The organism is Franconibacter sp. IITDAS19 (genome assembly GCF_023079515.1).
In the GTDB taxonomy this organism is placed as follows: domain Bacteria; phylum Pseudomonadota; class Gammaproteobacteria; order Enterobacterales; family Enterobacteriaceae; genus Franconibacter; species Franconibacter pulveris.
The window spans coordinates 1-18,883 of record NZ_JALJCP010000003.1 but is presented as its reverse complement, the minus strand read 5'-3'; the positions used below and the strand labels follow the sequence as shown (position 1 = coordinate 18,883).

Here is an 18,883-nt window from a genome sequence, read left to right as displayed (position 1 = left end):
CCCTGCTTTCATTGATAAGGCCAGCTTCCGCTGGCCTTTATTTTTTGTCGCCTCCCCCTGCTGCTGCGGTACAATCGCCGCTTTCTTACGTCACAAGGGATAAAAATGGACAACCGTTTTGTTCAGGCCCATAAAGAGGCGCGCTGGGCGCTGTGGCTGACCCTTCTCTATCTCGCCGCATGGTTAGTGGCTGCTTACTTACCTGATTCAGCAACAGGCGTAACGGGCCTGCCGCACTGGTTTGAGATGGCTTGTCTGCTGGTGCCGCTGCTGTTCATTCTGCTCTGCTGGTTGATGGTGAAATTTATTTATCGCGATATTCCGCTGGAGGATAACGATGCAGCATGAAGTGATCCTTCCTCTTATCGCCTATCTGCTGGTGGTATTTGGCCTTTCGCTCTACGCCATGCGCAAGCGCACGACGGGAAACTTCCTTAACGAATACTTCCTTGGCAGCCGTTCCATGGGCGGGTTTGTGCTGGCGATGACGCTGACGGCGACTTACATTAGCGCCAGTTCATTTATCGGTGGCCCGGGCGCAGCCTATAAATATGGTCTGGGCTGGGTACTGCTGGCGATGATTCAACTCCCCGCCGTCTGGCTTTCTCTCGGCATTCTGGGCAAGAAGTTCGCTATTCTCGCCCGCCGCTATAACGCCGTCACGCTTAACGACATGCTTTACGCACGCTACCAAAGCCGTCTGCTGGTATGGCTTGCCAGCCTGAGCCTGCTGGTGGCCTTTATTGGCGCCATGACGGTGCAATTTATTGGCGGCGCGCGCCTGCTGGAAACCGCGGCGGGCATTCCCTATGAAACCGGCCTGCTGATTTTCGGCATCAGCATTGCGCTCTATACCGCATTTGGCGGCTTTCGCGCCAGCGTGCTTAACGACACGATGCAGGGGCTGGTCATGCTGATTGGCACCATCTTGCTGCTGGTGGGCATTATTCACGCCGCAGGCGGCCTGCACAGCGCGGTGGAAAAGCTTCAGCATATCGATCCGAAGCTGGTCGCGCCGCAGGGCGCAGAGGATATCCTCTCGCCAACCTTTATGGCCTCGTTTTGGGTGTTGGTTTGCTTCGGCGTCATTGGCCTGCCGCATACGGCGGTACGCTGCATCTCTTATAAAGACAGCAAGGCGGTGCACAGCGGTATTATCATCGGCACCATTGTGGTCGCTATCCTGATGCTCGGTATGCATCTCGCGGGTGCGCTGGGCCGTGCCGTATTGCCCGATCTAAAAGTGCCGGATCTGGTTATCCCTACGCTGATGGTCACCGTGCTGCCGCCGGTGGCGGCGGGGATCTTCCTCGCTGCGCCGATGGCGGCGATCATGTCGACCATTAACGCGCAGCTGCTGCAATCTTCCGCCACGATCGTAAAAGATCTCTGGCTGAACCTGCACCCGGACCAGATCCATAACGAGAAACGCCTTAAGCGCATGTCTTCGGTTATCACGCTGGTGTTGAGCGCGTTGCTGCTGCTGGCGGCCTGGCGTCCGCCGGAAATGATTATCTGGCTCAACCTGCTGGCCTTTGGCGGCCTGGAAGCGGTTTTCTTGTGGCCGCTGGTGCTTGGGCTGTACTGGGAGCGAGCGAACGCGACCGGCGCGCTCAGCGCGATGATCGTCGGCGCGGTGCTCTACGCCGTTTTGGCTACGCTAAAGATACAATACCTGGGTTTTCACCCGATTGTGCCGTCTCTGCTTTTAAGTCTGCTGGCTTTCCTTGTAGGTAACCGTTTTGGTCGCCCCGTAATGCAAGCCGCAGCCGTTTCATCTGTCGATAAATAAAGAGTTTTGCCATGCCATGGATCCAACTGAAAATTAACACCACCGGGGCGAACGCCGAAGAGTTGAGTGACGCGCTGATGGAAAGCGGCGCGGTCTCCATCACGTTTCAGGATACCCACGATACGCCGGTGTTCGAACCGCTGCCTGGCGAAACCCGCCTGTGGGGCGATACCGACGTTATTGGCCTGTACGACGCCGAAACCGATATGCAGGAAGTGGTAACACTACTGGAAAATCATCCGCTGCTGGGTGTGGGCTTTCGCCACAAAATTGAACAACTGGAAGATAAGGACTGGGAGCGCGAATGGATGGATAACTTCCACCCGATGCGCTTTGGCGAGCGGCTGTGGATTTGCCCAAGCTGGCGTCCGGTACCGGATGAGAACGCGGTAAACGTCATGCTCGATCCAGGCCTTGCTTTCGGCACCGGCACCCATCCCACCACGTCGCTCTGCCTGCAATGGCTGGACAGCCTCGATTTAACCGGCAAGACGGTTATCGACTTCGGCTGCGGCTCTGGCATCCTCGCCATCGCCGCTCTGAAGCTAGGCGCCGCGAAAGCCATCGGCATTGATATCGACCCGCAGGCGATTCAGGCGAGCCGCGACAACGCCGAACGCAACGGCGTGTCTGACCGTCTGGCGCTTTATCTGCCGCAGGATCAGCCTGCCGATATGCAGGCCGATGTGGTGGTCGCGAACATTCTGGCCGGTCCTCTGCGCGAACTGGCGCCGCTTATCAGCGTGCTGCCGATCAAAGGCGGCCAGCTTGGCCTGTCCGGCATTCTGGCAAGCCAGGCGCAGAGCGTATGCGAAGCGTATGCCGGGACCTTTGCGCTTGACCCGGTGGTTGAAAAAGAAGAGTGGTGCCGCATTACCGGCGTTAAGCAGTAATTTTCAGGCGCGGGCCAGGCTCGCGCCGTTTCCTTTTCCGTCTCGCTTTTTTTATCAACTGCCCCTTCGCTTTTACCCCTATAATAACTGAGTGAAACTATAAATTTCACAAATATAAATTGCTGAAATATCCACTCAGAGAATGTTTTATGACTACCGCACACGTTAAATCGGCGCTGCTCGCCCTGAGCATGCTGCCCACTCTGGCCATGGCTTCGCACTGGAGCTATGAAGGTGAAGGCGCTCCGGAACACTGGGGCGAACTGGATGCGCAATACTCGCTCTGTCAGAAAGGGATGAACCAGTCTCCTATTGATATCGAGCGCACAGTAAAAACGCAGCCGAACCCGCTGCAAATACATTACGTTGAGGGGCCAAATTTAATTCTGAACAACGGCCATACCATTCAGGCAAGCGTAAACGGGAAAACCCAGGATACCCTCACCCTCGATGGCGAGTCTTTCGCACTTCAGCAGTTCCATTTCCATGCGCCGAGCGAAAATACGTTGCACGGCAAACACTATGCAATGGAGATGCACCTGGTGCATAAAAACGCGGCTGGTGAAATCGCCGTGGTGGCCGTGATGTTTGAAACAGGCAAAGCCAACGACGAGCTGGAGAAGCTCTGGCAGGCGATGCCCGCGAAAGCGGAGGTGAACCAGCCGCTGACGGCCAGCGTGGATATTAATAAGCTGCTGCCTCAGGATAAAACGCATTACCGTTTTAGCGGCTCGCTCACTACGCCGCCTTGCTCTGAAGGGGTGACCTGGCTTGTGTTAAAACATCCGCTTACCCTTTCTCCGGCACAGCTTGATAAATTCAAATCGGTGATGCATCACGATAACAATCGTCCGGTACAGCCACCCCACGGGCGCGTCGTTATTGACGAATAATGCTTCAGGGCGAGACGCTGCGTCTCGCCCTTTTGAGCGCATTATTTTCTTAAAAATGTGAGTTAGTCCGCACGAATCCCCGTTCAGTTGTGCATTAAATCAGCAAGTCAGCCAGAATGACCAGGGTGCGGAAGCAACGAAATGAAAGAAGTTATAAGCCAAACGTAAGAAATTAGCGTTGACACCATCCTCTCAACTAAATGATTTATAAGACTTATTAATTCACACTCGCTGCCAAGCCGCTTGTTCTTTGATCTATAACAGCCGATTGTTCAAAGTTTGGCCTTTCATCTCGTGCAAAAAATGCGTAATATACGCCGCCTTGCAGGCACAGTATGGTCATTTCTTAACTCATGCGTATCGGACACCACCAGCTCAGAAATCGCCTGATTGCAGCACCTATGGCTGGCATCACTGACAGACCATTCAGGACGCTGTGTTACGAGATGGGAGCGGGGTTAACCGTTTCAGAGATGATGTCCTCCAACCCGGAAGTGTGGGCGAGCGACAAATCTCGTTTGCGGATGGTCCATGTGGATGAGCCCGGTATTCGCACCGTGCAGATCGCGGGTAGCGTGCCGGAAGAGATGGCGGAAGCCGCACGCATTAACGTGGAAAGCGGCGCCCAGATTATTGATATCAATATGGGTTGCCCGGCCAAAAAGGTGAATCGCAAGCTGGCGGGCTCAGCCCTGCTGCAATACCCGGATCTGGTGAAATCTATCCTTACCGCGGTAGTAAATGCAGTGGACGTTCCCGTTACGCTGAAGATTCGCACCGGCTGGGATCCGGCGAACCGTAACTGTGTAGAGATTGCCCAATTGGCTGAAGATTGTGGTATTCAGGCGCTGACCATTCACGGCCGTACACGCGCCTGTTTGTTTCAGGGTAACGCAGAATACGACAGCATTCGGACAGTTAAGCAGACGGTTTCCATTCCGGTTATCGCGAATGGCGACATTACTGACCCGCTTAAAGCCAGAGCTGTGCTCGACTATACAGGGGCGGATGCCCTGATGATAGGACGAGCCGCTCAGGGAAGACCCTGGATCTTCCGGGAAATCCAGCATTATCTGGACACTGGAGAGTTGCTGCCCCCCCTGCCGCTGGTAGAGGTTAAGCGCTTGCTTTGCGCGCACGTTCGGGAACTGCATGACTTTTACGGCCAGGCAAAAGGGTACCGAATCGCGCGTAAACACGTTTCCTGGTATCTTCAGGAACATGCTCCGGATGACCAGTTTCGGCGCACATTCAACGCCATAGAAGACGCCAGCGAACAGCTGGAGGCGTTGGAGGCATACTTCGAAAATTTTGCGTAAACAGAAATAAAGAGCTGACAGAACTATGTTCGAACAACGCGTAAATTCTGACGTACTGACCGTTTCTACCGTTAACTCTCAGGATCAGGTAACCCAAAAACCCCTGCGTGACTCGGTAAAACAGGCACTGAAGAACTATTTTGCTCAACTGAATGGTCAGGATGTGAACGACCTCTACGAGCTGGTACTGGCTGAAGTAGAACAGCCCCTGTTGGACATGGTGATGCAATACACCCGCGGTAACCAGACCCGCGCGGCGCTGATGATGGGTATCAACCGCGGCACGCTGCGTAAGAAACTGAAAAAATACGGCATGAACTAAGTTCGCTTAGTTAACTTGCTGAATAAAAAGGCGCTAACCGGCATGGGGAAGCGCCTTTTTTGTTGTTCGTTATTTACAGACGAGAAAAATTTGGCTTAAGCCGCCGCTATTATTTCTCTTTGCCGCTGCCTGTTCTTTTTATCGGGCAAGAGGCACGTCATAAAAATAGCGACCGCTGGCGTGCTAAACGAAAGCGGAAGGGTGAGCTCTCTTTTTATCCTCTACTCTTTTAAGCTTCCCGCACAGACGTGTTGCAAATGCGTCAACACGCTGATTGCCCGGTCTTTTTCGAAAAATGTCTCTCCTGAAATAGTCGGGAGTTAATTATAAAATTACGTAGTCTGTATTATATATTTTCCGGTTTTACACATCTCTACGTAATCACTGGTAATGTCTATCAAATCCATCTGAAAATAAGGGCCTTAAATCACTTTCCCGACTATTCTGCCAATGATAATGTCGGCGCTTTAATTCATCTCTATTCTTTTAAGCAAAACTGCGAGACGCTGTGACCCCTATGGATAACAACGCCATGCTGGTTAGTCATTATGACCAGATCCTGGTCGTGATTTCTTTTATTGTCGCCATCCTGGCTTCGTATACTGCGCTTAATATGGCTGCCCGGGTAACCACCAGTAGCGGCACGGCGGCGCGCGTTTGGCTCTGCGGCGGCAGCATTGCCATGGGCATCGGCATCTGGGCGATGCACTTTATTGGCATGCTGGCCATGAACCTGCCGATATCGCTCAGCTATGATCCGCTGGTTACCGCTATCTCCATGCTGATTGCGATAGGATCTTCCTTTTTCGCGCTCTGGCTGGTGTGCGGCCATCAATTACACATTTCCCGCTTATTACCGGGCTCGCTGGTGTTGGGCTGCGGAATAGCGGCCATGCACTATACCGGCATGGCGGCCTTGCTGGTGCAGCCAGGCATCATCTGGAGTTGGACCTGGGTTGCGCTTTCCATTGCCATCGCGCTGCTGGCATCTGTCGCCGCGCTGTGGCTGACCTTTCATTTGCGTCGCGATGGCGGGCAAATGGCGCTGATGCGCGCTGGTGCGGCGGTAGTGATGGGCATCGCTATCGCCGGGATGCATTATACCGGCATGATGGCGGCTCATTTTCCTTATGGCACTCACGGCATGCATAGCGGCGTTAATAACGACTGGCTGGCTGTACTGGTCATTATGGTCACGCTATTCATTCTTGGCATTACGCTGCTGGTTTCTATGTTCGACGCTCGACTGCAGGCCCGCACTTCGCTGCTCGCCTCTTCTCTTGCCGAGGCCAATCGTGAACTTGCTCAACTGGCGTTACAGGATACCCTGACGCGGCTACCGAACCGTATTCTGCTGGAAGACCGTCTCGACCAGGCCATACACAAAGCTAATCGCGAGAACTCGCGTTTCGCGCTGATGTTTATGGACCTCGACGGCTTTAAAGCGGTGAATGATGCTTACGGGCATGATATTGGCGACCAACTGTTAATCGCCGTTACCGAGCGGCTAAAAGAGCTTCTGAAAGGACAATATACCCTGGCCCGTATTGGCGGCGACGAGTTTGTTCTGCTGGTGGAAACAGCAGAGCCAGACGATGCGGCGACGCTTGCCAGTGCGATGGTGCGCGCTATCGATACGCCTTTCTCAATTGAACATTATGAACTGCAGGTCACGCTGAGCGTGGGCATTGCCTTTTATCCTCATGACGGCAATAACGAACGTGAATTGATGTTTAACGCCGATGCGGCGATGTATCACACCAAGCATACTGGGCGTAATGGCTATAACTTCTTCCAGCCCTCGATGAACACGATGGCGCAAGCCCAGCTACAACTGATGAATGACCTGTGGATGGCCCTTGAGCGCCAGGAGTTGCGGCTGGTTTATCAGCCAAAGTTTCAGGCGCCTGCCGGACCGGTTATCGGTTTTGAAGCCCTGCTGCGCTGGCAGCATCCGAAACGCGGACTGTTATCGCCCGATCTTTTTCTACCGCTGGCGGAAAAAACCGGCATGATCATTCCCATCGGCGACTGGGTTCTGGATGAGGCCTGCCATCAGTTAAGCGAATGGCACCGTCAGGGGCATACGCAATGGTCAGTCGCGGTTAACCTCTCTACGCTACAGTTTGAACAACCTTCGCTGATTGAGACCATTACCGGCTGCCTTGAGAAGTACAATATTCCGCCGGATAAACTCATTCTGGAAGTCACTGAAACCACGGCGATGAACAACCCGGATGAGAGCGTACGTATGCTCACGCGCCTGACCGATCTTGGCGTAAGAGCCTCGATTGATGATTTTGGTACCGGCTACTCCAGCCTGCTTTACCTTAAGCGTCTGCCCGCCAGCGAGCTGAAAATTGACCGCGCTTTCGTTAATGAGCTAAGCGCTGACGGCGAAGATGCGACGATCGTATCCGCCATTGTCGCGCTGGCTAAAACGCTCAACCTGAAGGTTGTGGCTGAAGGCGTGGAGACCGTGGAGCAGCAGCAATTCCTGACGCGGCTCGGCTGTAACACGCTGCAGGGCTATTTGCTTGGCAAGCCCCTGCCGCCTGATACTATCACTCGCCTGGGCGCGGATTTATCCCACCATGGCGAAACGCAGCCCCAACTTCAGGAAGAGTAATCGGAACGTTATTCTCCGCGGCGGGCGTAAATTCAACGCTTGTCGCGGATAATGTCGCCACGTTTTCCTTATTATTCGGCGGCAACATCAGTAGCATATTATCGACTATCTCCTGAGCCTGAACGTATAGGTTTATCGCGTCAGGTTTTAATAACCAGTTTTTAACAATACCGCTCAGGCAACCACAAAAAAGCGTGAGCGTAAGTTCAATATTTATGCTTTGCGATACCTGCCCGCTTGCTATGCACTGCCGAATGAGCGCAGCCATGCGTTCTTTATTAAAACCAAGCTGGCTACGAATCTCCTGCTCCGGCATCATCTCGCTGTTGAATTCACATTTTTGATACAGAATCTGCATTAATGCGCGCCAGCGCGGATTACAGGAAACATATTGCAAGGCAAGCGTTAACGTTTCACGCAGCAACTGGAGCGGATTATACCGCGTCTCAGAGGAAAGCAGCGGCGCAATGAGTTGTCGTACGGGCAACTGCTCTTTCCAGATTTCATTAAAAAGCGCCTCTTTGCTTTCGAAATGCCAGTAAACCGCACCGCGCGTAACGCCTGCCGCTCGGGCGATATCAGTGAGCGTGGTGCCGTTAAACCCGCGTGTAGCAAATTCTGTGATGGCAGCGTCGAGAAGCTGCTGACGCGTTTTAAGCGCATCAAGTTTTGTTTTTCGAGCCATAGATTTATTAAATAGTAAAATTAAAGGCATTTAATTTTTGAATGTCTTATTCGTCATGCGGCCTTATGCTTTTTATTAACCAGCAACACACTAACGCACATCGCAATAAATAAATGCGGTGAATACATCAACAGAATAAATTCAAATCACAAATAATAAACAAGCAAGCAATATATTATACCCACCGACGACCTCACGCATGAATAAGCAGGCCTGGCGTAATCTTATTTTTTGCGTTTGCGTGCTTTCAACGCCCCCGAAAAATAAGGATTGCTTACATCGCCGCTTTATTATTTGTAGGATAGCACCTTGTTATTTTCTCGTTCACGCCTATTCCTGCTGCCCACCTGAGGGTGAATAGCGTGTTAGCGTTTTTTAAAGGAACAGCAATGACGAAACGTGTCGGGCTTTTATATTGGCCTCTTTCTTTTATTATCAGCGCCACGTTGCTGGCGGGATGCGACGACGATAACGGCGCCCATAATCAGGCAGCGGTTCCGCACGTCACTGTACATAACATAAAAAGCGCGCCGTTAACTATTACGACTGAACTGCCAGGCAGGACCTCCGCCTTTCGCGTTGCGGAGGTTCGCCCCCAGGTGAGCGGAATTATTCTCAAGCGCAACTTCACCGAAGGCAGCGACATCCGTGCCGGGGAATCGCTCTATCAAATCGATCCGGCAACCTATCAGGCCGCCTGGCAGAGCGCCAAAGGCGAACTGGCGAAAGCGCAGGCCGCCGCCGCTATCGCCCATCTGACGGTTAAGCGCTATGCCCCGCTGGCGGGCACGCAATACATCAGCAAGCAAGAATATGACCAGGCGCTGGCGAGCGCTAACCAGGCGGACGCCAGCGTGAAAGCCGCCCTGGCGGCAGTCAAAACAGCGGAGATAAATCTTGCTTACACGCGCGTAACCTCGCCAGTCAGCGGCCGCATCGGCAAATCAAACGTGACGGAAGGCGCGCTGGTGACAAACGGTCAGGCCACCGCGTTAGCAACGGTACAACAACTCGATCCAATGTACGTTGATGTCACCCAGTCGAGCACCGATTTCCAGCAACTCAGGAACGCGCTTACTCACGGGCAGCTTGAGCAGAATGGGCAAGGCGCTGTAGAGCTGGTGATGGAAAATGGTCAACCCTACCCGCTTAAAGGCACCCTGCAATTTTCCGACGTGACGGTGGATGAAAGCACGGGTTCTATTACGCTTCGCGCGGTTTTCCCAAACCCACAACATACGCTGCTGCCAGGCATGTTTGTGCGCGCGCGCATTGACGAAGGCGTTCGCCCGGATGCCATTCTGGTTCCTCAACAAGCGCTAACCCGCACGCCGCGCGGCGACGCTACCGTCATGGTGGTGAATGAGCAAAACAAGGTCGAGGTGCGCACGGTGATTACCGGACAAGCGGTAGGCGATAAATGGCTTGTGACCGCCGGACTGAAACCGGGCGAGAAGGTCATTGTCAGCGGCCTGCAAAGCGCAAGGGAGGGCGTCACGGTTAACGCCACGCCTGACAGCGCAGCGAAACCAGCAAGTTAAGGCGGCGCTATGGCTAATTTCTTTATTCAACGGCCTATTTTCGCCTGGGTGCTGGCGATTATCCTGATGATGGCGGGCGGTCTGGCTATTCTGCAGCTTCCCGTTGCCCAATATCCCACCATCGCCCCGCCGGCTATCGCCGTCACCGCGGTTTACCCTGGCGCGGATGCGCAGACGGTGCAGGATACGGTAACGCAGGTTATCGAACAGAACATGAACGGTATCGACAACCTGATGTATATGTCCTCCACCAGCGACTCCGCTGGCAACGTAACCGTCACGTTGACTTTTACCTCCGGCACCGATCCGGATATCGCTCAGGTGCAGGTGCAGAACAAGCTTCAGCTTGCGATGCCGCTGCTGCCGCAGGAAGTGCAACAGCAGGGTATCAGCGTAGAAAAAGCAAGCAGCAGCTTCCTGCTGGTCGCAGGCTTTATCACCAGCAACCCGGCGCTGACGCAGGAAGATATTTCCGATTACGTAGCATCCAATGTGAAGGATGCCATCAGCCGCACCAGCGGCGTGGGCGACGTCCAGCTCTTCGGCGCCCAGTACGCGATGCGTATCTGGCTTGATGCTAACTTGCTCAATAAATATCAACTTACGCCGCTGGATGTTATCAACCAGCTCAAGGCGCAGAACGACCAGATAGCGGCAGGCCAGCTTGGCGGCACGCCAGCCATACCGGGTCAGCAGCTGAACGCTTCTATCATCGCTCAGACAAGGCTTAAGGATCCGCAGCAATTCGCCCGCGTCACGCTCAAGGTAAATCAGGATGGCTCCGTTGTGCGGCTGAAAGATGTGGCGCGCATTGAGCTTGGCGGCGAAAACTACAATATGGTGACCAAAATCAACGGCCAGGCGGCCACGGGCCTTGGCATCAAGCTCGCCACTGGTGCGAACGCACTGGATACCGCCGAAGCGATTAAAACGAAACTGGCACAGATGCAAACCTTCTTCCCCCAGGGCATGAAGGTCGTTTACCCCTATGACACCACGCCGTTTGTGAAAATCTCTATTCATGAGGTGGTGAAAACGCTGTTCGAGGCCATCATTCTGGTGTTCCTCGTTATGTATCTTTTTCTGCAAAACCTCCGCGCCACGCTCATTCCCACTATCGCCGTCCCGGTCGTATTGCTCGGCACGTTTGCTGTACTGGCGGCCTTCGGCTATTCCATTAACACCCTGACGATGTTCGGCATGGTGCTGGCGATAGGGCTACTGGTTGACGACGCCATCGTGGTGGTAGAAAACGTCGAGCGCGTTATGGCGGAGGAACATTTGCCGCCGAAAGAAGCGACGCAGATGTCGATGCAGCAGATTCAGGGCGCTCTGGTGGGGATTGCCATGGTGCTCTCCGCCGTGTTTGTGCCGATGGCGTTTTTTGGCGGCTCAACCGGTGCGATTTATCGCCAGTTCTCGGTGACTATCGTGGCGGCGATGGCGCTTTCGGTCCTGGTGGCGCTGATTCTGACGCCTGCGCTGTGCGCCACGCTGCTTAAGCCGCACAATCCTGAACATCAGGCCCACCAGCTACGCTTCTTCACCTGGTTCAATAAAAAGTTCGATGACAGCACGCACCACTATACGCAGAGCGTGAGCGGCATTCTCGCGAATACCGGGCGTTACCTGCTGCTTTATCTGCTGATTGTCGGCGGCATGGCCGTACTGTTCTTGCGCCTGCCCAGCGCCTTCCTGCCGGAGGAGGATCAGGGTGTTTTCATGACCATGGTGCAATTGCCAGCCGGGGCAACGCAGGCGCGCACGCAGCAGGTGCTGGATCAAGTGCAGCATTACTACCTGACGGCAGAGAAAGAGAACGTCGAATCGGTCTTTACCGTTAGCGGCTTTAGCTTTAGCGGTCAGGGGCAAAACGCAGGTATTGCCTTTGTTAGCCTGAAACCCTGGGAGGAAAGACCGGGCAGCGAAAACAATGTAGAAGCCATTGTTGGCCGTGCTACTCGCGCATTCTCCCAAATTCAGGACGGCATGGTGTTCCCCTTCAACCTGCCCGCTATTCTTGAACTTGGTACCGCAACAGGTTTTGACTTTGAACTAACGGATCAGGCCAACCTGGGACATGATGCGCTGACGCAGGCGCGCAATCAGTTGCTCGGTATGGTAAAAGCACGACCCGACCTGCTGGTTCGCGTGCGTCCCAACGGCCTTGAAGACACGCCGCAGTTTAAGCTGGAAGTGGATCAGGATAAGGCGCAGGCGCTGGGCGTGACGGTTTCCGATATCAACCAGACGATTTCCACCGCGCTTGGCGGCACCTATGTAAACGACTTTATCGACCGTGGACGCGTAAAGAAAGTCTATGTGCAGGCGGATGCGCGTTTCCGTATGCTGCCAGGCGATATTAACAACCTTTATGTCCGCGGTAGCAATGGACAAATGGTGCCTTTTTCCGCCTTTTCCTCTTCTCACTGGATCACCGGGTCGCCGCGCCTGGAGCGCTATAACGGCGTACCGTCTATGGAGATCCTTGGCGAAGCGGCGCCCGGCAAAAGTACCGGCGAGGCGATGGCGTTGATGGAAGCGCTGGCCGCGAGACTGCCAGCCGGCATCGGCTATGACTGGACGGGGCTTTCTTATCAGGAGCGCCTTTCGGGCAACCAGGCGCCCGCGCTTTATGCCATCTCGTTAATCGTGGTTTTCCTGTGTCTCGCAGCGCTTTATGAAAGCTGGTCAATACCGTTTTCGGTCATGCTGGTGGTGCCGCTTGGCGTTATCGGCGCGCTGTTGGCGGCGACGCTACGCGGTCTGAATAATGACGTCTATTTCCAGGTGGGTTTGTTAACCACTATTGGTCTTTCAGCGAAAAACGCCATTCTGATTGTCGAATTCGCCAAGGACTTAATGGAGAAAGAAGGCAAAGGGCTTATCGAAGCGACGCTCGAAGCAGTACGGCTTCGTTTACGCCCGATTCTGATGACCTCGCTGGCGTTTATTCTTGGCGTACTGCCGCTGGTGCTGAATCACGGCGCGGGCAGCGGCGCCCAGAATGCCGTCGGCACCGGCGTGATGGGCGGCATGCTTTCCGCCACGTTGCTTGCCATTTTCTTTGTCCCGGTGTTCTTTGTCGTCATCCGTCGACGGTTTGGTAAAAGCCACGGCTAAAAGATAAGCGAAAGGCGGCGCTTGTCGCCTTTCGCTAAATAAACAAGGCGTTACATAAAAGAAGATTTAAAAGCCTGAGTATTTATATTAAGATTTTTTACGCTTTCGCTCAGGTCGTGCTCCGATAAGCCATCTTGCTTTCAAATAATTTACTTTTTAGCGTTCTGTCTTTGCGCTCTCCATAATTTTCTCACTATTTCGCCTTAACCCCATTTTTCCCTCCATAATTTTTACAATGCACATGGATTGCAATTATTTCCCGGTGCCTGACGCAACCGCCGAATGATAAAATAGCGCCATCTGATTCAGTTAACCTGAAATGAAAGCGTAAAAGCAGTGGGTTGCTGAAGGAGTATCTTGCTGAGGTAATATCATGAAAAACGTCATCGCTATCGCATTGCTTTCCACCCTGCTGGCTGGCTGTGCCCACGACTCGCCTTGCGTACCCGTTTATGACGATCAGGGTCGTCTGGTGCACACTAATACCTGCATGAAAGGCACAACTCAGGATAACTGGGAAACGGCTGGCGCCATTGCTGGCGGCGCTGCTGCGGTGGCTGGGTTGACGATGGGCATCATCGCTCTGAGTAAATAACTCATTTTATTAAATAAAGCGCGGCCTGGCCGCGCTTTTTGCTTTATTAAGGTGCAACTGCCTTGTGAAAGGCAATTTTCTGGCATCACAACAGAGCAGAGAAATAACTTCACCGCTGAAACAACTCACGTTTTGAATGCTCGCTTCGTTTTATTTCATTACGCTTCGTGAGTTAACTCACAAGCCGCTCCGATACTGATCAGGCCAATATTCACGCTCGCAACCACTCTCTTACCTTTTAATAAAGAGATGAAACTTTTTTGCGCCAAAATGTGGCGCAGGTTTCAGTTTCGCACCATTTCAGGGCGCTTAACTCTTTTTTTCACGGCTACACTTCGCTTATTGCATCCGCATGCCCCTTTCTGTAGCGAATGCAAACCTGGCACTCCGTTTGCTTTACCCACAATGGCTGATGCCACAGACAGGAAACAGGCGCCTCCCGGACGACCTGAAACTTATAACGATAATTTTCGCCACACAGGATGCATTATGAAAAAAGTGATAGCCACTCTGGCCGCAGCGGCCGCGCTGTTTGCTGTTGCCAATCAAGCCCACGCCGGCGCGACATTCGATGCGGTAAAAAAGAAAGGTTTTGTGCAGTGCGGTATTAGCGACGGGTTACCGGGTTTCTCTTATGCCGATGCCAGCGGCAAATTTACCGGGATTGATGTAGATGTTTGCCGTGGCGTGGCCGCAGCCATGTTTGGCGACGCCTCTAAGGTAAAATATACGCCGCTGACCGCTAAAGAGCGTTTTACCGCGCTTCAGTCTGGCGAAGTCGACATGCTTTCCCGGAACACGACATGGACCTCTTCCCGCGACACGGGCATGGGCATGGCGTTTACCGGTGTCACCTATTACGACGGCATCGGCTTCCTCACGCATAACAAAGCAGGCCTGAAGAGCGCGAAAGAACTTGATGGCGCTACCGTTTGTATCCAGGCAGGGACCGATACTGAGCTGAACGTGGCGGACTACTTTAAAGCGAACAATATGAAGTACACCCCGGTCACTTTCGACCGCTCTGATGAATCCGCCAAAGCACTGGAATCCGGTCGTTGCGATACCCTTGCTTCCGACCAGTCACAGCTGTATGCACTGCGCATTAAGTTGAGCAACCCCGCCGAATGGCTCGTTCTGCCTGAAGTTATTTCTAAGGAGCCGCTCGGTCCGGTCGTGCGCCGTGGCGATGACGAATGGTTCTCCGTGGTGCGCTGGACGCTGTTCGCCATGCTGAACGCCGAAGAGATGGGTGTGGATTCGAAAAACGTTGATGCGAAAGCGGCTAACCCAACCACGCCGGATATGGCGCATCTGTTGGGCAAAGAAGGCGATTACGGTAAGGATCTCAAGCTTGATAACAAATGGGCCTACAACATTGTGAAGCAGGTAGGCAACTACGCGGAAGTGTTCGAGCGCAACGTAGGTTCGGAAAGCCCGTTGAAGATCAAACGTGGTCAGAACAACCTCTGGAACAAAGGCGGGATCCAGTACGCTCCGCCGGTACGCTAACTGTTTGCTGTTACGGGCGCCGCATTGCGGCGTCCAGTCCGGAGTTATGGTCACTGAGGTTTATCTATGTCCCATCGCCGCCCAACCGTAAAAGGTGATTTATCCTTTTCCAATCCTGCGGTTCGCGCCTGGCTGTTCCAGATCCTCGCCGTTGCCGTTGTTCTTGCTATCGTCGCTTATCTGATCCACAACACTGTTACTAACCTGAATAACCGTGGGATCACCTCAGGGTTCGCTTTTCTTGATCGGGGAGCGGGGTTTGGCATCGTCCAGCACTTGATTGACTACCAGGAAGGCGATACCTATGGCCGCGTGTTTTTAGTCGGCTTGCTCAATACGCTGCTGGTTTCCGCGCTCTGTATTGTCTTCGCTTCTGTTCTGGGCTTCTTTCTTGGGCTGGCTCGCCTTTCCGAAAACTGGCTGCTGCGAAAGCTTTCCACGATTTATATTGAGACGTTCCGCAATATCCCCCCGCTGCTACAGATCTTCTTTTGGTATTTCGCTGTGTTGCGTAACCTTCCAGGGCCTCGCCAGGCGGTCAATGCCTTTGATCTGATGTTCCTTAGCAACCGAGGGCTTTATTTGCCTGCGCCCATGATGGGTGAAGGGCTTATGGCGTTTTTCGTCGCGCTGGTGGTTGCCGTCGTGGTGACGGTGGGCCTTTATCGCTTTAACAGCAAGCATCAAATAAAGACGGGTCAGTTGCGCCGTACATGGCCTGTTGCTCTTGGGCTTATCATAGGATTGCCAATAGCGGCGCACCTTGCCTTTGGCCCGGCGCTTCACTGGGACGTGCCAGAGCTACGCGGTTTTAACTTTCGCGGCGGCCTTGCGTTGATTCCCGAGCTTGCGGCGCTGACGCTGGCGCTTTCGGTTTATACCTCTGCATTCATAGCGGAAATCATCCGCGCCGGCATTCAGTCGGTACCGCACGGCCAGCACGAAGCGGCTCGCTCGCTCGGCCTGCCCAATCCGGTAACGCTACGCCAGGTCATCATACCGCAGGCGCTACGGGTGATTATTCCGCCGTTAACCAGCCAGTATCTCAATATTGTAAAAAACTCCTCACTGGCGGCCGCTATCGGTTATCCCGATATGGTGTCGCTGTTTGCCGGCACAGTGCTTAACCAGACTGGCCAGGCGATTGAAACCATCGCTATTACCATGTCGGTTTATCTAATCATCAGCCTGACGATTTCATTACTGATGAATATCTATAACCGACGTATCGCCCTGATAGAGCGCTGAGGATCCTATGTCGAAAGTTTTATTGTCGCCGGATACCCCGGCAACGCCGGCAGGCTCTGGACGCGCTATTGCCTGGGCGCGTAAGAATCTCTTTTCCAGTTGGAGCAATAGCCTGCTGACGATTTTTTGCCTGTGGCTGATGTGGGAGCTTATCCCGCCACTGCTGAACTGGGCGCTTTTTCAGGCTAACTGGACCGGCGAGACGCGAGCGGATTGCACCAAAGAAGGCGCGTGTTGGGTATTTATCCACGCCCGCTTCGGACAGTTCATGTATGGGCTTTATCCGCACGATCAACGCTGGCGCATTAACGTGGCGCTGATTATCGGCCTGTTTTCTATCGCACTGATGTTCTGGAAGGGGCTTCCTTCACGCGGACGTTATATTGCCTGCTGGGCGGTGGTTTACCCGTTAGTCGTATGGGGCTTGCTGTACGGTGGTTTCCTTGGGCTGGAGCGGGTGGAAACGCGTCAGTGGGGCGGGCTTACGCTTACGCTAATTATCGCTTCTGTCGGGATTGCCGGCGCGCTGCCGCTAGGTATTCTGCTGGCGCTGGGGCGACGCTCGCGTATGCCAGTCGTGAGGATACTGTCGGTGATCTTCATTGAGTTCTGGCGCGGCGTGCCGTTAATCACCGTGCTCTTTATGTCCTCCGTTATGCTGCCGCTGTTTATGGCTGAAGGCACCAGCATCGACAAGCTGGTCCGTGCGCTGGTAGGCGTCATTTTATTTCAGTCCGCCTATGTTGCGGAAGTCGTGCGCGGGGGATTGCAGGCATTGCCGAAAGGCCAGTACGAAGCCGCGGAATCGCTGGCGCTGGGTTACTGGAAAACGCAGGGGCTGGTCATTCTTCCGCAGGCGTTAAAGCTCGTCATCCCGGGCCTCGTGAATACCATCATCGCGTTATTTAAAGACACCAGTCTGGTCATCATCATCGGCCTGTTCGATCTTTTCAGCAGCGTGCAGCAGGCAACGGTCGACCCGGCCTGGTTGGGAATGTCGACCGAAGGCTATGTTTTTGCCGCGCTGGTTTACTGGATTTTCTGTTTCAGCATGTCGCGCTACAGCCAGCATCTGGAAAAGCGCTTTAACACCGGGCGTACACCGCACTAAGGAAATTTATGAGCCATATAACCACGCCAGCTACCGATGCGATGATTACGCTCGAAAATGTGAATAAATGGTATGGGCAGTTTCATGTGCTGAAGGATATTAACCTTAAAGTTAAACAAGGCGAGCGTATCGTTCTCTGCGGCCCTTCAGGTTCGGGTAAATCGACCACTATCCGCTGCATTAATCATCTTGAAGAACATCAGCAGGGACGAATAGTAGTAGACGGTATTGAACTGAATGATGACCTGCGCAATATCGAGCGCGTACGTACTGAAGTCGGCATGGTCTTTCAGCATTTCAATCTGTTTCCTCACCTTACCGTGCTGCAAAACTGTACGCTTGCGCCCATCTGGGTGCGAAAATTGCCGAAGAAAGAGGCTGAAGCGCTTGCTATGCATTACCTGGAGCGCGTACGTATTGCGGAACATGCGCATAAATTTCCAGGCCAGATTTCAGGTGGGCAACAGCAGCGTGTCGCCATTGCGCGCTCGTTATGTATGAAGCCCAAAATTATGCTTTTCGACGAGCCGACCTCTGCTCTTGATCCAGAAATGGTGAAAGAAGTGTTAGATACAATGATTGGTCTGGCAGAATCGGGCATGACGATGCTCTGCGTAACACATGAGATGGGGTTCGCTCGCACTGTCGCCGATCGGGTCATTTTTATGGATCGCGGAGAAATCGTTGAACAGGCGCCCCCAAATGAATTTTTTGCTAATCCTAAGTCGGAGCGCACCCGAGCGTTCCTGTCTCAGGTGATCCATTAACTTTTTCCAATGTAAAAAGGCCATCCTGGAGGATGGCCTTTTATTATTCATTGCATGAGGTTGTCTGAAGTGTTGTTTGCTAAGTTATCTCCCGGTAAGGGTTAGCCAAAATGACTGCAGACAGGATACAGAAAGCAAAAAACCCGGTCATAAGACCGGGTTTTTTGCTTTATTTGATGCCTGGCAGTTCCCTACTCTCGCATGGGGAGACCCCACACTACCATCGGCGCTACGGCGTTTCACTTCTGAGTTCGGCATGGGGTCAGGTGGGACCACCGCGCTACGGCCGCCAGGCAAATTCTTTTCTAAGCGCCGAACTTTAACCGAAAAAGTGGTGCTGATACCCAGAGTCGAACTGGGGACCTCACCCTTACCAAGGGTGCGCTCTACCAACTGAGCCATATCAGCACGCTAAAATTAATGCCTGGCAGTTCCCTACTCTCGCATGGGGAG

15 protein-coding genes, 1 tRNA gene and 1 rRNA gene are annotated in these 18,883 nt (G+C 53.4%); 14 read left to right on the top strand and 3 right to left on the bottom strand.

Features of this window, described 5'->3' with window-relative positions:
- Positions 1-105 precede the first annotated feature (105 nt).
- The 7 genes from MT962_RS09770 to MT962_RS09740 all read left to right on the top strand — a co-directional run bounded on the left by MT962_RS09770 (position 106) and on the right by MT962_RS09740 (position 7,848).
- Positions 106-348, top strand: coding sequence for a YhdT family protein (locus MT962_RS09770; protein ID WP_024558869.1), 243 nt, complete (start codon positions 106-108; stop codon positions 346-348).
- On the top strand, positions 338-1,792 hold the full coding sequence (gene panF, locus MT962_RS09765) for a sodium/pantothenate symporter (protein WP_247365505.1): 1,455 nt from the start codon (positions 338-340) through the stop codon (positions 1,790-1,792). Before MT962_RS09770 ends, panF begins: the two co-directional genes overlap by 11 nt.
- A gap of 11 nt (positions 1,793-1,803) precedes the next feature.
- Positions 1,804-2,685: a 50S ribosomal protein L11 methyltransferase gene (gene prmA / locus MT962_RS09760; protein ID WP_247365504.1), complete on the top strand. Its 882-nt coding sequence runs from the start codon at positions 1,804-1,806 to the stop codon at positions 2,683-2,685.
- 149 nt (positions 2,686-2,834) lie between these two features.
- Positions 2,835-3,578: a carbonic anhydrase family protein gene (locus MT962_RS09755; protein WP_247365503.1), complete on the top strand. Its 744-nt coding sequence runs from the start codon at positions 2,835-2,837 to the stop codon at positions 3,576-3,578.
- Between the two features lie 353 nt (positions 3,579-3,931).
- Positions 3,932-4,897, top strand: coding sequence for a tRNA dihydrouridine synthase DusB (gene dusB, locus MT962_RS09750; protein WP_024558873.1), 966 nt, complete (start codon positions 3,932-3,934; stop codon positions 4,895-4,897).
- 25 nt (positions 4,898-4,922) lie between these two features.
- Positions 4,923-5,219 (top strand): DNA-binding transcriptional regulator Fis, encoded by a 297-nt coding sequence (gene fis, locus MT962_RS09745; RefSeq protein WP_000462905.1) that lies wholly within the window; start codon positions 4,923-4,925, stop codon positions 5,217-5,219.
- 532 nt (positions 5,220-5,751) lie between these two features.
- Positions 5,752-7,848, top strand: a complete 2,097-nt coding sequence (locus MT962_RS09740) for a bifunctional diguanylate cyclase/phosphodiesterase (RefSeq protein ID WP_247365764.1) — start codon at positions 5,752-5,754, stop codon at positions 7,846-7,848.
- Here the strand turns inward: MT962_RS09740 and envR are convergent.
- A complete protein-coding gene (gene envR, locus MT962_RS09735) occupies positions 7,784-8,563 on the bottom strand; it encodes an acrEF/envCD operon transcriptional regulator (RefSeq protein WP_348773175.1) in 780 nt (259 codons plus the stop codon). The genes MT962_RS09740 and envR overlap by 65 nt on opposite strands.
- A gap of 359 nt (positions 8,564-8,922) precedes the next feature.
- On the opposite strand from envR, the gene MT962_RS09730 reads away from it, so the two are divergent.
- The 7 genes from MT962_RS09730 (at position 8,923) to MT962_RS09700 (ending at position 18,430) form a co-directional block, all read left to right on the top strand.
- Entirely contained in the window at positions 8,923-10,074 is a 1,152-nt protein-coding gene (locus MT962_RS09730) for an efflux RND transporter periplasmic adaptor subunit (protein ID WP_024558876.1), read from the top strand.
- 9 nt (positions 10,075-10,083) lie between these two features.
- On the top strand, positions 10,084-13,197 hold the full coding sequence (locus tag MT962_RS09725) for an efflux RND transporter permease subunit (protein ID WP_247365502.1): 3,114 nt from the start codon (positions 10,084-10,086) through the stop codon (positions 13,195-13,197).
- A 373-nt stretch (positions 13,198-13,570) separates the two neighbouring features.
- Positions 13,571-13,792, top strand: a complete 222-nt coding sequence (locus MT962_RS09720; RefSeq protein WP_024558878.1) for a hypothetical protein — start codon at positions 13,571-13,573, stop codon at positions 13,790-13,792.
- Between the two features lie 486 nt (positions 13,793-14,278).
- Entirely contained in the window at positions 14,279-15,304 is a 1,026-nt protein-coding gene (locus tag MT962_RS09715) for an amino acid ABC transporter substrate-binding protein (protein WP_024560953.1), read from the top strand.
- A gap of 66 nt (positions 15,305-15,370) precedes the next feature.
- Positions 15,371-16,552: an amino acid ABC transporter permease gene (locus tag MT962_RS09710; protein WP_024558880.1), complete on the top strand. Its 1,182-nt coding sequence runs from the start codon at positions 15,371-15,373 to the stop codon at positions 16,550-16,552.
- A gap of 7 nt (positions 16,553-16,559) precedes the next feature.
- On the top strand, positions 16,560-17,663 hold the full coding sequence (locus MT962_RS09705; protein ID WP_035897012.1) for an amino acid ABC transporter permease: 1,104 nt from the start codon (positions 16,560-16,562) through the stop codon (positions 17,661-17,663).
- 8 nt (positions 17,664-17,671) lie between these two features.
- The gene (locus MT962_RS09700) at positions 17,672-18,430 is read left to right on the top strand and encodes an amino acid ABC transporter ATP-binding protein (protein ID WP_024558882.1); all 759 of its coding nucleotides are present in this window, start codon (positions 17,672-17,674) and stop codon (positions 18,428-18,430) included.
- 178 nt (positions 18,431-18,608) lie between these two features.
- On the opposite strand, the gene rrf is transcribed toward MT962_RS09700, so the two are convergent.
- Positions 18,609-18,724, bottom strand: a 5S ribosomal RNA gene (gene rrf / locus MT962_RS09695).
- 38 nt (positions 18,725-18,762) lie between these two features.
- Positions 18,763-18,838: transfer RNA gene (locus MT962_RS09690), tRNA-Thr, on the bottom strand.
- Positions 18,839-18,883: the final 45 nt, after the last annotated feature.